The sequence below is a fragment of the Streptomyces sp. NPDC048751 genome (assembly GCF_043198595.1).
Lineage (GTDB): Bacteria > Actinomycetota > Actinomycetes > Streptomycetales > Streptomycetaceae > Streptomyces.
Genome location: NZ_JBICUX010000034.1, coordinates 1 through 14,591, shown reverse-complemented (window position 1 = coordinate 14,591; position 14,591 = coordinate 1). Strand labels below are relative to the sequence as shown.

Below are 14,591 nucleotides of genomic sequence, written 5' to 3'. Positions count from 1 at the left end.
TGCTCCGCACCCGGCCGTCCAGCCCTCAACAGGGGCGATGCGCTGCCCTCCCACTGGGAGATCCCCATGAACCACCTTGAAGGCAAGGTCGTCGTCATCACCGGCGCCTCCTTCGGTATCGGCGCCGTCAGCGCCAAGTCCCTCGCCGCCCGCGGCCAGGAAGCCCTTGACCAGCTGATCACCGGCGGGGACTCCCATCCCGCGCACGACAAGAGAAGACGGCGGGCGGCCGCCACACGGTCGCCCCGCCACCCTGAAACGTGAGGACTACCCCGCCATGGCGCAGGCGTACGGGAGCTCGGCCTTCAGCAGCTCCGCAGATGCCATATGGGCCGTCGTATGACGGTTCAACGGGATGCCCGACTGGCACCCGGGCGACCCTACGGCTACTGGCGGGGTACTTGTCACTTGGTTCGCCGCTCGTTAACGGCACCCCAACTCGGGGCTGAGCGTCCTTTGACATCGCATCATGAGCGTGTGCCACCGAACCTCGCTCGATCCCGGAGAAGGGCGTAGGGAAGTCTGAGCAGTAGATGCCATCGAGGGGCGTCAGGGGGGTGAGCGCGCTGACAGCCCACGACAACGCGGCTGCCCGAGGCCGTGTTCCGCGGGATAGGTAGGTTTGGGTCACCGTCTAAGGAGATGCACTATGCCCGAGCGCCGCAGAGTCCTGTTCGTGACCGACCTCGCCTACCAGGCCCGGGGGCGACGCTACTGCGACGAGGACATCTTCCTGACCTCCCGACTGCGCGACGGCTTCGACATCGCCCTGTGTCACCCGCTGGATGCCGCCGCCCTGATGGACGCCTTCGACGTGGTCGTGGTCCGCAACAGCGGGCCCGTGCTGCACTACCAGAAGGAGTACGACGCCTTCCGGGAGCAGGCCATGGTCCGTGGCATCCGGGTCTACAACCCGCTGTCCGGCCGGGGCGACATGGCCGGCAAGCAGTACCTGCTGGACCTGACCGCCGCCGGATACCCGGTCATCCCCACCATCGACCGGCCCGAGGACCTGCACCTGCTGCCCGAAGTCGGCCAGTACGCGGTCAAGCCGAAAGCGGGCGCGGACTCCATCGGCCTGACCTTCGTGCCCCGAGAGCAGCTGAGCGACCTGGCCTACGGCGACATCCTGGTCCAGCCGCGCATCGACTTCCGCTACGAGGTGTCCTTCTATTACGTCGACGACGCCTTCCAGTACGCCCTTCACGCCCCCGATCCCGAGCGGCGCTGGGTCCTTGAGCCCTACGAGCCCACCGACGCCGACCTGGCCTTCGCCCGGCGCTTCATCGACTGGAACACCCTCGACCACGGCATCCAGCGCGTGGACGCCTGCCGCACCCAGGAAGGCGAACTGCTCCTCGTAGAGCTGGAGGACCTCAACCCGTACCTGTCCCTGGACCTGGTCTCCGACCGGACCCGTGACGCGTTCGTGGCGAGCATGACGGCATCCCTCCACCGGTTCCTGGACGCTCAGCCCCGCGCCTGAGGTGGCATACGAGCCCTCAAGAGCGATCGCGGCCCTGGGCAGACATGCCCCGACACGGGTTTAGGGCCTCCGGCGTCAGGCGGCGGCCGGTGTCCGCTGCCGTGCCGGCTTGCGGGTGAGGCGGCGGGTCATGAGGGTGATCGCCGCCCAGGTGATCAGGGACTCGGCGTGCTGGACGAGTCGTTCGTAGTCGCGGGCATGACGGCGGGCGTGCATGAGCCACGCGAGCGAGCGTTCGACGACCCAGCGGCGGGGCAGAACGATGAACCCGGAGGTGTCCTTCGGACGGCTGACGGTCTTGATCGTGAGGTTCAGGTGCCGCTTGGCCCAGGTCCGAGCTTGCCCGCGTAGGCCCGGTCGGCCCAGACAATGGCGATCTCGGGGTGCATCAGCCGGAGGCGGAAGAGGACTTCCTTCGCCGCTGCGGAGTCGTGCAGGTCGGCCGGAGTGACCATGACCATCAGGGGCAGGCCGCGGGTGTCGACCACGAGATGCCGCTTGCGTCCATTGATCTTCTTTCCCGCGTCGTAGCCACGCGAGTCCTTACCGACGGTCTCCGCGGCCTTCACGGACTGGGAGTCGATGACGGTGGCGACCGCGCGGGGGCCTTTGCCCATCTCGCGGCGGATCCGCCCGGAGAGCTGGTCGCGGATCTGGCCGACGACACCGGCCGCGGCCCAGCGGGCCATGAAGCCCCAGACCGTGCGCCAGGGCGGGAAATCCGCAGGTAAGGCCCGCCATTTGCAGCCCGTGTCCACGACATAGCGGATCGCATCGACGATCCCGCGGCGGGGATGCTTCTCCGGCCGGCCGCCGCGGCTGGTGTCGCAGGCCGGTGTGGGCGGCAGGGGTTCGAGCAGGGCCCATTCGGCGTTGGTGGTGTCCGAGGGATAGCGGCGGAGACGCATCACGGGTTGGGGGCCCGGTCTCCGATAGAAACAGGCACTGAGCCGGGTCAGGCGAACTCGCGTCCTCGGCCGCCCGGCCCAGGGTCAGCACAACGGACATCCAGCCGGGGGGCGGCTGCACTCACCGGGGCCTGGGCGTCCTGGTGGCCATGATCGCTCGAAGCGGCGGCCGGCGGCGGGTGTCAGCCGGCCAGCTGATTGATCTTGCGGATCTGCTTGTCGAAGGACCGGGCGGGAACGATGCAGCGCAGTGCGCTGACGCGTCCGGCCTGGGCACCAGCGGTGTAGCGCAGCCTCGGCTTCGGGTCGGTCGCTGCCGCGACGATCACCCTGGCGACGGTGGCGGGGTCGTCGCCGTCCTTGATCAGCGCTGCCATCAGGCGGTCGAAGGTCTGCCGCTGGTCCGCGTAGACCTGCAATGACGTCTCGGGGTGTTCGGCGTTCACGTCGAATGCGGTCTGGGTGTTGGCGGGTTCGACGAGAAGGGCCCGGACGCCGTGTTCCCTGACCTCGTGGTCCAGTGACTCCGAGTAGCCCTCGATCGCGTGCTTGGAGGCGGCGTAGACGGCCATGTAGGGCGCGGGGATGAACCCGAATATGGACGAGATGTTGATGACGCGTCCGCGTCCCTGGGCGCGCATGTGCGGCAGGACGGCCTTGGTCATGCGCATGGTGCCGAAGACGTTGACGTTGAAGACCCTCTGGTCCTGCGCGACGGAGCGTTCCTCAGCAGCACCCGTCGAGCCGACGCCGGCGTTGTTGACCAGCACGTCGATCCGCCCGAACCGGCCGATCACCTGCTGGACCGCGCTGGTGACCGACTCGTCACTGGCCACGTCGAGGTCGAGGTACGTCACACCGTCGAGCGGGGTGACCCGGGAGGCGTCGCGGCTCGTACCGATCACGTCGAAACCCGCTTCGGCCAACGCCAGGGAGGCGGCCTTCCCGATCCCGGATGACGCACCCGTCACGAGTGCCACCGGCCGAGTTGTCGTCATCATGGACTCCCCAACTCATTGCATTATTTTCGTAAGACAATAGAGTGAGAATCGGCGCGCGGCAAGCAAGACTCGAGGCGTGGAGGGCGGGGCCCTTCCGGCGAGTGGAGGAGCGCATGGTGCGCTACGGGAAAGAGCACAAGCGGGCGACGCGGCAGCGGATCAGCATCCACCTCTCCGCCCAGCACCGCGACAGCCTCGAACAAGGCATCCGCAACGCCATGGCGCCGCTTCGCACCACAAGCTGACGCGATCACGAGACGCCGGCGCGCCTGAGCAGCCCCGGTCGCGAACGTCGCCTCCAGCCGCACACCTCTGCGTCATCGCTGCTCGGAGGCGCGCCTTTGCGTGCGATGGTCGTAGTACGCCCACATGGTCACCGCCCCCACGGCCACGAGCCCGACCGCCAGGACCCGGACGGCGCCACTGGTCAGGAACGCGACCAGACCGGTGAGCCCCGCTCCACACAGCATGATCACGCGGCTGACGAAGCGGTTTTCGCACGGCTGTGGATCCTCCCGGTCCTTGAGGTCGTGCAGGGCGTCACGAGCCGGATGTGCGGAACCGCGCCGGGCGCGGGTGCGATAGGTCAGCGCGTAGCTGATCAGTGCGTACAGGCCGATCGCGCCCAGGACCCAAGGCAAGACATAGGGGTCATCACTCGCTCCTCGTGCCAGGTACACGACGCCTCTCCTCCAAGGGCGGGCTTCACTGGTGAGCAGAACTCAACTGCTGTTACCGCCATGCCGCTCGGTGCCGACCCCGACATCGGCATCGCCATCCGTATCCGCACCGGCATCGGCTTCGGCGGGGCGGAAGCAGGCCGTCACCGTCTTGCCGTGCCGCTGGCACCTCATCCCCCACTCATCGGCGAGCTTCCGGACGATTCCCACTCCACGGCCGGAGACCTCCCCCAGCTCCGGTTCGCGCTCGCGCGGCAGCGTCGGGTCCTCGTCGTGCACGCTCACATGCAGGCAATCGCCGTCCCAGGTGAGAACCAGGTGCGCGTCGCTGTGCGCGTGGATGTGTGCATTGGTGATCAGCTCGGACACCGCCAGCACGATGGCGTCCACCTTGTCCGGCTCGGCAGCGGCCCAGGGCAGGGACTCGAGACGCCTCCGAGTCCACTCCCGCCCGGCGCGCACTCCCTCGGACATGGGAAACGAGTGCGCCCACCCCATCGCCTTCACCGCCACTGCCCCGGCCTCCTCTCCTCCGTCCACGCAAGAGCGCGTGCATGCACCGTGTACCCTGCGCCCGCCTCAACAGACACGAGAACGCCCCGTCATGACGTGCGGGGCAGGGAGTTGGGGGCGGCCGGACCGGCAACCCGACGGTTCGGTGTCCGTGGGGTACGGCCGGATCCCATGCTCACCTCCGAGACATTTCGTAAGCCTCGCGGATGGCTGCGGGGATACGCCCACGATCACTCACGGGATAGCCGTTGGTGCGGGCCCAGAGGCGTATCGGCTCGTCCTCCGCACGGGGGGCGTCGAGCCCACGGGATCTGACAGGTCTGCCAGGGCCTCTCCAGTCTCCGGAGGAGACACCTTCCAGCCGGTCCGCTGCCTCCTGGAAGAAAGCGAACAACGAGGCGTATACGCCTTCCTCAGGACCGTGTGCCTCAGCCCACGTTCCGACGGTTCCGTTGAGCGTGTCCAGAAACGTCCCGTAGAGGCCGTCGCGCTCCGCGGCGATCGGCACCCACTCACGGCGCCAGAGCGGGTGGTCGGGGTCTGCGGACGGTTGCGTCTCCTCCAAGGCCATCTGGCTGCGGTAGACCCGCTGAATGTCCGTCAGGCCGAGAAGGAGATGACCGCCGGGGAGGGCGATGTCGCACCCCAGCGCCACCAGACACGCATGCACATCGGGTTGCCTGCCGGCATCGATGTCGTTCGCGAGAAGCCACTGGCGCATCTCCCTCGGCAGCTCCAGCCCCATGCGCAGTTCGGCTTGCCTGATGGCCGCCTGGCTCCCCGGACCTCCGAGGGCAGCGAAAACCTCAGGGTCGTGCCGCTCCAGCCACGCGGTCACCCGGCCCCACGCCTCTCGCACGTCTCCGGCCTCGTCCATCGGAATTTCACTCATGTGCGATCTCCACCTCGGCAGTATGCGCACACACGCGGAACAACCGCTGATCATCCATGGGAAGACCGTATGCGTGCCTTCGAAGTCTCTGATCCAGCGTTGAGCGGACCGTTCCCCTCGGTGAGAGTGCGGACGAGGTAATCGCCCGTGAACAGATGGGATGAGAACGTGCGTAGATTCGCTTCAGGCATCGCCGCGGCGGCCCTGGCAGGTACGGCATTGTTGGGCGTCGGCCAGGCCCACGCGGCCGCAGCGCCGACTGCCCCCGCGGCAGCGGCCGCCCCCGCGCCGAGCTGTGTCAAGGGAACCGGAGCGGTCATCTTCTTCCGGGTCGTGACCGTGTGGATGACCAACAACTGTACGACCACGCAGCGGGTCAAGCCGACGTGGAACCTCGAGATGGTTCCGGCGCCCGACTGTTACGAGCTCCAGCCCGGCCAGGAGGCGGAGTTCCACAGGGACCAGCCGGTCATGGGCACCAGCTGGAAGTTCCAGGGCCTCGTCATCTGCTGATGCCGTTCCGCCTCTGATCGCCCACCCTCTTGCGGCGGTTTCCGGCCCGTGCCCCCATGGTCCGGGAGCTGCCCACCTCGTGTGCGCCGGTCCGCCCGGGCGGCTGATTCGATGATGCAGAGGCACTCGTTCGCTCCGTTCATGGCGGGCCGGCCTGGGGCAGGATCGCACCGCGCACGCCTCCCGGGAGCCGGCGGCCGCCGGGCCGTGACGGTCGGCACAGGGAGTGCGACGGGCGCCAGGAGAGGGAAGGGAAGAGTGGTTGTGGAGCGGTGGTTGCACGAGGAGTTCGGGGAGTCCCACGAAGGCATCGCGGGCGCGGTCCTCGCTGACGGCAGCGAGCCCAAGCCCGTCTGTCTGGACTTCGGCAGCGGCGGCGCCGGCGGCCTGGAGACCAGCGAGTGGTGGGTCTACGACGGGACGATGAACCGGCCACAGGCGGCCGGCTACCGTGCCGCCTGCGCCTGCGGGTGGCGAGGCCCCACCCATCCGATCGACTGGGAGCAGCTGACCGGCGACCAGCTGGACGACCTGGACACCGACGCCGCCCACCGCGACTGGACCAGCCACACCCGCGACGTCGAAGAGCGCGCGGTGCCCGTGCCCGAGGACGTCGCCGCTCTGATCCATCAGGTGGAGGGGAGACTCTCCGCGCTCGCCGACCAGGCGCCACTCGCCGCGCTCAGGGCCACGGCCGCACTCGAACGCCTCACCACCCGCATCGGCCAGGAAGCAGCCGGCGCAGCCCACGCGGACGAACTGTCCGAGGAGACCATCGGCACCGCGCTCGGCCTGAGCCCGGACACCGCCCGCTCCCTCCTCATCCGCTACCTGCTGCGATAACAAGACGGCCGCCTTCCGGGCATTCGGCCCTTCGTCGCGCAGCAGCGGTGTGCCGGAGGGCTGTTCAGTACAGCGGGAAGGCCCAGCCGCCGGGGTACCAGGGTTCGCGTTCGCCGCGGAAAGCCGCCGAGGCGACGGAGAGCGCACCGCGCCGCAGTTCCTCGACGAGGCCGGCGGCTGCGAGGGTGGTCAGCGAGGTGCCGCCAAGGAAGGCGGCGCCGAGTTCCGCCGCCGTCAGTCGTAGGTCGGCCGGGGCGGTTGTGGGCTCGCAGACTGCGCTCCCGCCCTCGGCCTGCAGCCGGTGGCGCCCACTGTTCCAGGGGCAGAAGTCGTCCTGCACTTCGAGGATGAGGTCCAGCGGAAGGCTGTAACTCCGGCCTGCCAAGGCCCTGTCGACGTCGACCGTCCGCAGCCACAGACGGTCCACCGGTGCGGCCCGAACCGCTCGCGGCTCGGCCAGCAGGTGGGGCAACGGCTCGTCCACGGCCCCCTCGTAGTCGATCCAGGTCACCAGGTCGATCCCGGCGAGGAAGCGCCACAGCGCCGCGTACGACTGGCTCGAGCACGCCGCCAGTTCCACCACCTGCACCACCCCGGCACTGCCGCCGAGCCCGTCCGGCGCCTCGTTGTGCCGGTAGAGCGCGTAGCCGGTGGCGCGTCCGTCGCGCTCGTGGTGCACAGCGAACCGGAGCGAGGTCGCGCCACCGCGCCGGTGTGGGTGATCGGCGAGGCGCCCCGCCCAGTGGGCCGTCTGTCGGTCGGGCCAACCGACCGTGGCGGCGCGGACCTGGTCGTACACCTTCTCGAGGAGGGGGCGGGCCTGGTCGGCGTGCCGCAGTCGCACGGTCCCGTCGCCGAAGTCGGTGCCGGGGCGGAAACACATGGCACGTCGGTCGCAGCGCAGCTGGTTTCCGGCTGTCGCGGGGCCGTAGCCGTACCGTCCGTAGATACCGGCCTCGGAGGGGCGGAGCGCGGCGATCGGCTCGCGCTGCTGCTCATGCAGGCCGGTCAGTTGGGCGCGCATCATGGAGGTGAGGATGCCGCGGCGGCGATGGGTCGGGGCCACCCCCACGGAGGCCGTCCCCGCCACGGGCAGGCTGCCCCCTGGCACGGTCAGCATGCGGCTGTAGATGGAGGCTCCCGCGACCGGCTCACCCTCGTCGAAGACGGCGAGGGTGCGGGCGAGATCCGTCGCGGCTCGCTGATCAGCCAGTTCCTTCTCCGACCGATCCATGCCGTAGGTGTCGGCGATCATGCGCGCCCAGGGCGCGAACTCCTGCTCCGTGACGCAGCGCAGCTCGAACTGATAATTCGTCATCGGACATGTGTACAGCACGTCGGCACCGGCCCCACCGCCCGCGCGGGTGAGCTCCCAACCCCTCCGGGAAAGCAGGCCTGGCCGGGTAATCTCGGGCCGTGCAGGAGACATCGGTGGCGCACTTCTACGACGACCTGGCCGACGACTACCACCTGATCTACTCGGACTGGGACGCGAGCATCCGCCGGCAGGGAGACGCCCTGGACGCCCTGATCGGCCAGGAGGGCGCGGCGGTGCTCGACTGCTCCTGCGGCATCGGCACGCAGGCCATCGGTCTGGCGTTGCGCGGGCACCGCGTCACCGGGACCGACCTCAGCCGCCGCGCCACCGCCCGCGCGACCCGTGAGGCCGCCGGCCGGGGCGTGAGCCTGCGTACGGCCGCCGCCGACATGCGACGCCTCCCGTTCGGTGACGGCCGCTTCGACGCAGTCGTCTGCGCCGACAACGCGCTGCCTCACCTGCTGACGGAGCAGGACGTGCACGCCGCCCTGACCGAGATGCGCCGTGTGCTGCGTCCCGCCGGCCTTTTGCTGGTCAGCACGCGTCCCTACGACGAACTGCTGCGCGACCGTCCCTCTTCGACGCCTCCACAAGTGCACCGTGTCGTTGACAGCGCCGACGGCGGGGAACGGACCGTCACCTTCCAGCTCTGGCACTGGCACGACGACGGCGAGCACTACGACCTCGAGCACTTCCAGCTCCTTCCGGCAAGCGGAGAATGGCGCGTTCAGGTCCGCCGAACCACCTACTGGGCGCTCGGCCGCGACCGGCTGGCCGGCCTCGCAGCCGAGGCCGGTTTCGTGGACCCCGCGTGGCACATGCCGCAGGCGACGGGCTTCTTCCAGCCGCTGCTCGTGGCGCGTGCCGGCGAGTAGGTGTCCTCAGCCTGGACAGGTCGTTCGCTGATCACCACGTCGGGGGCTGAGCCGGCTACAACTCCCGGGCGCCGTCAGGAGTCTTGTGGGTGACGGTGAAGCCGCACGAGGGGGTACCAGCATGGTGTCCATGAGTTCGTCCACCCGTTGGGCCGTGCCGTTGGTGGTGAGCCTGCTCGCGCTGGGCACGGTCCCGGCGGACATGCTGGGCAGCGCGCAGGCCGCGCCCCGGGTCCCCGTCCGTGACGACTTCAACGGCGACGGGTACGCCGACCTCGCCGTCGGCGCTCCGGGAGCCACTGTCGGCGGGCAGAGCGGGGCGGGCTACGTGGCGGTGACGTACGGCGGACCGCACGGGCTGTCCAACAACCGACGGGTCGTCATCAGCCGTGCCACGGGTGGCATTCCGGGCAGCCCGGTCAAGGACCAGGGCTTCGGCACTCAGATCTCCAAGGGCGACCTGAACGGGGACGGGTACGCGGACCTGGTCGTCGGGGTCGCGACCCGGACGGGTGACGCGGTCGTGGTGTGGGGCGGGCCGCGGGGCCTGTCCGGCGGCGGTGTGTCCATCCCCGCATCGCGCACGGTGACCGGCGATTTCGACGGCGACGGCCGGCTCGACCTCGCCCTGTTCCGCACCGGCGACTCACCGGGCGACGACCTGCTCGGCACCACCGCCACGGTGTGGACCGGCCCGGTCGGTCGCTCCGGCACCCCCGCCCGCACCAGCGCCCTGGACCCCGACCACCTCCAGTACGTCGACGTCAAGGACGGCACCACCGGGGACGTGGACGGCGACGGCCGGGACGAGCTCGCGCTCGCCGTCTACTGCGGGGACGGCAACTACTGCACGGACTTCTACGCCGGCTCCGCGTCGGGCCTGAAGTATCGTCGCGACGCCGTCCCCGACGGTGACGGCGGCGTCGCCCTGGGCGACCTCAACGGCGACGGCCACGACGACGTCGCTGTCGGCTCCGCCACCGACTCGACCGTCACGGTGGCCTACGGCTCGGCCTCCGGGGTCCGTCCCCGCAGCACCTGGAAGTCGTACAGCCAGGACGTGCCGGGCGTGCCCGGAGCGAAAGAAATCAACGACCGCTTCGGCACGGCCCTGTCCGCCGGCGACATCACCGGCGACGGCATCGACGACCTCGCGGTCGGCGTCCCCGGCAAGGAGCTCGGCTCCGACGACCGAGCGGGCTCCGTCGTCGTCCTGCGCGGCAGCCGGGCTGGGCTGACGGGCCGGGGCGCCCAGGCATTCACCCAGGACACGGTCGGCGTACCGGGCACGGCCGAGCCGGGCGACGCGTTCGGCGCGCGGGTCGCGCTCCTCGACATCAACGGCAACGGATACGCCGACCTCGCCACGGCGGCTACGGGCGAGGACGGCGGAAACGGAGCGGTCTGGGTACTGCGCGGCCGGCCGACGGGCATCGTGACGGATGCGGCGACCGTCGTCGGGCCGATGGCGATCGGCGCACCGTACGCGAAGGCGGCGTTCGGTAAGGAGCTGGGATGACGGCGGCGGCCGGATCGGCGACCAGCTCGGCCGGCGCGGCCGACTCGCCGGCCCACGTCACCCGTACCGGCACCGGGATCGCCGGCTCCGCCTCGTGAGCCGTCCGCCGTACGTCGAGGTGTGCGGGGCCAGGTCCGCACGGTGCCGTGCCTGGCCCCGTCCTGTCAGTTCTGCAGGCGCCAGCGCTGGTTGGCGCCGCCCGAGCAACTCCACAGCTGGACCTTCGTCCCGTTGGCGGTCGCCTGGCCGCTGGCGTCCAGGCAGAGCCCCGACTGCGCTGCTGTGATGGTGCCGTCGGGGTTGATGTTCCATTGCTGGTCTGCCTGTCCGCTGCAGTCCCAGATCGCCGCCGGGGTGCCGTTGCCCGGCGCCTGGCCCACGCCGAGGCACTTGTTGCCGTAGACCACCAGCTGCTTTCCGGTGGAGTAGGTCCAGCGTTGGTTGGAGCCGCCGTTGCAGTCCCACAGTTGTGCCTGCGTACCGTTCGCCGTGGTGGAGTTGTTGATGTCGAGGCAGCGCCCGGACTGCTGGCCGACGATCTCCTGGTTGCCGGAGGGCTGCGGCGGTGTAGGCGTACTCGAGCCGAACTGGGTGAAGAACTGCCACACCGCCGCCGACGTCCAGGTGCGCCAGCCGTCACCGGTGGAGCCGTCTATGGGACCGGGGTCGTGGCCCGCTCCGTCGAACGCGGCCCAGACAACCGGGTATCCGGACCTGCATCCGGAGTAGGTGGTGATGATGTGCGTCAGGCTTCCGTTGGCCGGCTCGGGCGGGTTCTGCCGGGTGCAGCCGTTGTTCCGGACGAAGGTGTCGCGCAGGTCTCGTCCCGACTGGATGGGCAGCACGTTGTCCCTGAGGCCGTGCAGACCCATGTAGGCGATGGGCTGGTTGCCGCCGTTGCACCCGCTGAGGTTCGCGCCGGAGTAGACCGCGACCGCGCGGAAGACCGTCGCCCGGGAGCAGGCGAGGGCGTACGACATCCCGCCGCCGTAGCTGAAACCGCCGGCGAACAACTGGGTGGTGTCGACGCACAGGCCCGCTTCGATCTGGTTGACCATGGCGTCCACGAAGGCCACGTCCTGGCCGCCGGGGTTGGCCCAGCCGTTGCCGTTGCCCTGGGGCGCGACGAAGATCGTGCCGTTGTTCGCGTTGTCCGCCAGGCGCCTGAGGCCGTAGTAGGACCAGTTGTACCCGTCCGTTCCGCCCGAGTCGACGTCGTTGGCTGTGCCGCCCCGCCAGTGGAAGCCGAAGACCAGCCGGTAGGGGTGGTTGCTGTCGTAGCCGGCGGGGACCCGCAGGATGTAACTGCGGTTCTGGCCGCCGCTTTGAATCGTGTGGTTGCCGCTGGTCAGCGTCGGGGCCTTGCCGCAGCCGGCGCTTGCCGCGGCGGCGGACCTCGTGGCCGGCGCGGGTGCGCCGAGGGCGCTGCTGAACGAAGTGCCCGCACTGGCCAGGACGAGAAGTAGCGCAGCCACGAGGGACATTAAGAGCGGTTTGCGTTTCATGCTCTCCTTCTTCCGTGCTCGGGGGTGGGACCGGGAGTGCCGGTGTTCAGACGGCGGTGATGGTCCATTCGTTGTTGGTGCTGGAGTTGGGCGTCCACAGCACCGTGGTGGAGCCGGCCGTGGTGCTGCCGCTGCCGTCGAGGGCGGTGCCGGTGCCGCGATTGACGATCTGGTAGCGGTTGTCGCCGAGGCTGTTGAGTGACCACTGCTGGTTGTTGCCGCCGTTCCACGCCTGCTGGCGGGCGGGAGCGCCGTTGGCGGCGTTGCCGTAACTGTCGGCGGCCATGCCGTTGGTGCGGTTCATGATGCGGTAGTAGCCGTTGCCGAGGTCGATCAGCTGCCACTGCAGGTTGGTGCTGCCGTCGTAGTTCCACTGCTTGAGGTTGGAGCCGGAGGCCACGCTGCCGCCGCTGTCGAGCACCAGTCCGCTGGTCACGTTGGCGATCCTGACCCAGGTCGTGGAACCGCCCGGCGCGCCCAGGACGGGGATCTCACCGGAGAAGGTGAGCTTGACCGTGTACGCGAGCGCGCTGAACGGCGGGTTGGACGACGGCATGGTGAGATGCAGGCCCGAGGCGTCCTGGGTCGGTGCGGGCAGGTTGACGTAGGTGCCGGCGGTGTTGCCCAGCAGTTGGGCGCCCGTCAGGCTGCTGAGGTTGATCTGGTTCGAGTTCAGCGTCGTGATCGTCAGGGTGCCGCCCTGCCAGCCCAGGGCGGTGGCGTAGAGCACCTTGTTGTCCCGGCTGCGGGTGAACCGGACGTCCTGCGGCTTGCCGGCCACCGGCCCGCTGAACGAACCTCCACCCATCTTGGTGGGACCCTCGCCGTAACTGGCCCAGGAACGGGTCCCGTAGACCGCCTCTCCGAAGCGGCCGAGCCAGTCCCCCATCGCGAGCAGGATGGACTGCTGCCCGGAGGGGATGGTGCCGTCGGCCGTCGGAGCGATGTTCAGCAGCATGTTTCCGCCCTTGCTGACCCGGTCGATCAGCGAGTGGAGCAGGGCCTGCGTCGAGTAGTAGCCGATGCCCACCGTGTAGCACCAGCTGGAGGAGGAGATGCTGTCGTCGGTCAGCCAGTAGGGGGTGAGCAGACCTGCCGGGCCACCGCGCTCGAAGTCGAAGACCTCACCCTTGTTGTTGAGGCCGTCCTTGTAGGTCGCGACCACGTCCTTGTTCCACGCGACCGCCTGGTTGTAGTAATGCGCGAGGAACTGCAGCCGGTAGGACTCCTGCACCCGGTCCAGGGCGAAGTCCTGCCAGACCAGGTCCGGCTGGTAGCCGTCGATGACCTCGACCAGCTTGTCGTACCAGAGCTTGTTCTCCGCGGCCGAGCCCTGCTGGCCGTAGAGGGTGCGGAGCGTGGGGTCCGACTGGGACGGCACGTGGTCGTAGTAGCCGTTGAAGTTGTAGGCGTGGTGCAGCGAGGCCATGAACTTCAGCCCCTGCCCGCGGATGGCCTGCGCGTGCAGCCCCACCAGGTCGAGCCTGGGGCCACGCTGGACCGAGTTCCACGGGTTGGAGCGGCTGTTCCACATGGAGAAGCCGTCGTGGTGCTCGGCGACCGGTCCGGCGAACCTGGCGCCGGCGGCCTTGAACAGCCGCGCCCAGGCGTCCGGGTCCCACTTGCCGCCCTGAGAGACGAGTCTGGGGGCGAACTGCACCTGGTTGCCGGCCTTGTCGCGGGCGCCGTCGATGAAGTTGTGGTACGGCCACATCGAGGGGTCGCCGTAGGTGGCGATGTGGTGCCGGTTCTCGGCCGAGCCGCCGATGTACATGTTGCGCGGGTACCACTCGTTCCCGAAGGCGGGGACGCTGAAGGCGCCCCAGTGGTAGTAGATGCCGAACTTGGCGTCCTGGAACCAGGCCGGGGCCGGGGGGTGCTGGTCCACGGAGGACCAGCTCGCGGTGTAGCTCCGGGGGCCCTCGGTCGCGGCGGCCTTGGGGGCGAACCGCAGCAGACCGACGGCCGCCGACGCACCGGCCGCCGCCAGCAGTCCGCGTCGGCTGAGCGGTGAGGAAGAGGAGGACATGTGGGGGCCTCTCGGGGGAATTGACGGAGGTGGTGCGGGAGTCTGCGAGCGCCGGCCGGTCACGGGATCAGTCACGCCGCCACTTCTGGTTGCTGCTGCCGTTGCAGGTCCACATCTGCAGCAAGGTGCCGTTGGCCGTTCCCGCGCCGGTGGCGTCCAGGCACAGACCGGACTGGACACCGGTGATCGTGCCGTCGGCGTGGATCGTCCACTTCTGGTTGGCTCCGCCGTTGCAGTCCCAGATGTCCACCTTGGTGCCGGGGCTGGTGCCCTGCCCCGCGGCGTCCAGGCAGTCGCTGCCGTAGACCCGCAGCTCACCGGCGGAGGTGTCCGTCCACTGCTGGTTGCTGCCGCCGTTGCAGTCCCACAGCGCCACCTGCGTGCCGGCCGTCTGCGACTGGTTCGGCACATCCGCGCAGCGGCCGGAGGCGACCCCGACGATCGCGCCGGTCGTGCCGCCGTCGTTCCCGCCGCTGCCGGGGGTGATGGACAGGTTGTCGAACTGTGCC

At 69.5% G+C, this 14,591-nt stretch carries 15 protein-coding genes and 1 pseudogene; 7 read left to right on the top strand and 9 right to left on the bottom strand.

Translation table 11 applies throughout. From position 1 onward, the window contains the following. The first annotated feature begins 66 nt into the window (after window positions 1–66). Window positions 67–264, top strand: coding sequence for a hypothetical protein (locus ACGFNV_RS46070; protein WP_393631589.1), 198 nt, complete (start codon window positions 67–69; stop codon window positions 262–264). A gap of 385 nt (window positions 265–649) precedes the next feature. Continuing rightward, window positions 650–1,486: a hypothetical protein gene (locus ACGFNV_RS46065; RefSeq protein WP_393631587.1), complete on the top strand. Its 837-nt coding sequence runs from the start codon at window positions 650–652 to the stop codon at window positions 1,484–1,486. 75 nt (window positions 1,487–1,561) lie between these two features. Here ACGFNV_RS46065 and ACGFNV_RS46060 read toward each other — a convergent pair. Together ACGFNV_RS46060 and ACGFNV_RS46055 are read right to left on the bottom strand one after the other, a co-directional pair. Next, window positions 1,562–2,394: pseudogene (locus ACGFNV_RS46060) on the bottom strand (IS5 family transposase). Window positions 2,395–2,576: 182 nt separating this feature from the next. Beyond that, window positions 2,577–3,392 (bottom strand): oxidoreductase, encoded by an 816-nt coding sequence (locus tag ACGFNV_RS46055; protein ID WP_393631612.1) that lies wholly within the window; start codon window positions 3,390–3,392, stop codon window positions 2,577–2,579. 116 nt (window positions 3,393–3,508) lie between these two features. Here ACGFNV_RS46055 and ACGFNV_RS46050 point away from each other — a divergent pair, with 116 nt between their 5' ends. Continuing rightward, on the top strand, window positions 3,509–3,640 hold the full coding sequence (locus ACGFNV_RS46050) for a hypothetical protein (protein WP_393631585.1): 132 nt from the start codon (window positions 3,509–3,511) through the stop codon (window positions 3,638–3,640). Between the two features lie 72 nt (window positions 3,641–3,712). Here the strand turns inward: ACGFNV_RS46050 and ACGFNV_RS46045 are convergent, their stop codons facing one another. From ACGFNV_RS46045 to ACGFNV_RS46035, 3 genes are all read right to left on the bottom strand, one after another. After that, window positions 3,713–4,075 (bottom strand): hypothetical protein, encoded by a 363-nt coding sequence (locus tag ACGFNV_RS46045; protein ID WP_393631583.1) that lies wholly within the window; start codon window positions 4,073–4,075, stop codon window positions 3,713–3,715. 42 nt (window positions 4,076–4,117) lie between these two features. Then, on the bottom strand, window positions 4,118–4,588 hold the full coding sequence (locus ACGFNV_RS46040) for an ATP-binding protein (protein WP_393631581.1): 471 nt from the start codon (window positions 4,586–4,588) through the stop codon (window positions 4,118–4,120). Window positions 4,589–4,763: 175 nt separating this feature from the next. After that, entirely contained in the window at window positions 4,764–5,480 is a 717-nt protein-coding gene (locus ACGFNV_RS46035; RefSeq protein ID WP_393631579.1) for a histone-like nucleoid-structuring protein Lsr2, read from the bottom strand. A 168-nt stretch (window positions 5,481–5,648) separates the two neighbouring features. Here ACGFNV_RS46035 and ACGFNV_RS46030 point away from each other — a divergent pair, with 168 nt between their 5' ends. Both ACGFNV_RS46030 and ACGFNV_RS46025 read left to right on the top strand, forming a co-directional pair. After that, window positions 5,649–5,993 (top strand): hypothetical protein, encoded by a 345-nt coding sequence (locus tag ACGFNV_RS46030; protein WP_393631577.1) that lies wholly within the window; start codon window positions 5,649–5,651, stop codon window positions 5,991–5,993. A gap of 276 nt (window positions 5,994–6,269) precedes the next feature. Next, window positions 6,270–6,836, top strand: coding sequence for a hypothetical protein (locus ACGFNV_RS46025; RefSeq protein WP_393631576.1), 567 nt, complete (start codon window positions 6,270–6,272; stop codon window positions 6,834–6,836). A gap of 64 nt (window positions 6,837–6,900) precedes the next feature. Here ACGFNV_RS46025 and ACGFNV_RS46020 read toward each other — a convergent pair whose 3' ends face one another. Beyond that, entirely contained in the window at window positions 6,901–8,154 is a 1,254-nt protein-coding gene (locus ACGFNV_RS46020) for a GNAT family N-acetyltransferase (RefSeq protein WP_393631574.1), read from the bottom strand. Between the two features lie 98 nt (window positions 8,155–8,252). On the opposite strand from ACGFNV_RS46020, the gene ACGFNV_RS46015 reads away from it, so the two are divergent. Further along, window positions 8,253–9,029 carry a class I SAM-dependent methyltransferase gene (locus ACGFNV_RS46015; protein ID WP_393631572.1) on the top strand — a complete coding sequence of 259 codons (777 nt, stop codon included), beginning with the start codon at window positions 8,253–8,255 and terminating at the stop codon, window positions 9,027–9,029. Between the two features lie 130 nt (window positions 9,030–9,159). After that, window positions 9,160–10,548: an FG-GAP-like repeat-containing protein gene (locus tag ACGFNV_RS46010; protein WP_393631571.1), complete on the top strand. Its 1,389-nt coding sequence runs from the start codon at window positions 9,160–9,162 to the stop codon at window positions 10,546–10,548. A 164-nt stretch (window positions 10,549–10,712) separates the two neighbouring features. On the opposite strand, the gene ACGFNV_RS46005 is transcribed toward ACGFNV_RS46010, so the two are convergent. The 3 genes from ACGFNV_RS46005 to ACGFNV_RS45995 all read right to left on the bottom strand — a co-directional run. Further along, window positions 10,713–12,032 (bottom strand): ricin-type beta-trefoil lectin domain protein, encoded by a 1,320-nt coding sequence (locus tag ACGFNV_RS46005; RefSeq protein ID WP_393631611.1) that lies wholly within the window; start codon window positions 12,030–12,032, stop codon window positions 10,713–10,715. Window positions 12,033–12,099: 67 nt separating this feature from the next. After that, the gene (locus ACGFNV_RS46000; RefSeq protein WP_393631570.1) at window positions 12,100–14,082 is read right to left on the bottom strand and encodes an alpha-L-fucosidase; all 1,983 of its coding nucleotides are present in this window, start codon (window positions 14,080–14,082) and stop codon (window positions 12,100–12,102) included. Window positions 14,083–14,149: 67 nt separating this feature from the next. Continuing rightward, on the bottom strand, window positions 14,150–14,591 hold a 442-nt coding region (locus ACGFNV_RS45995), incomplete at its 5' end, for a ricin-type beta-trefoil lectin domain protein (protein ID WP_393631569.1).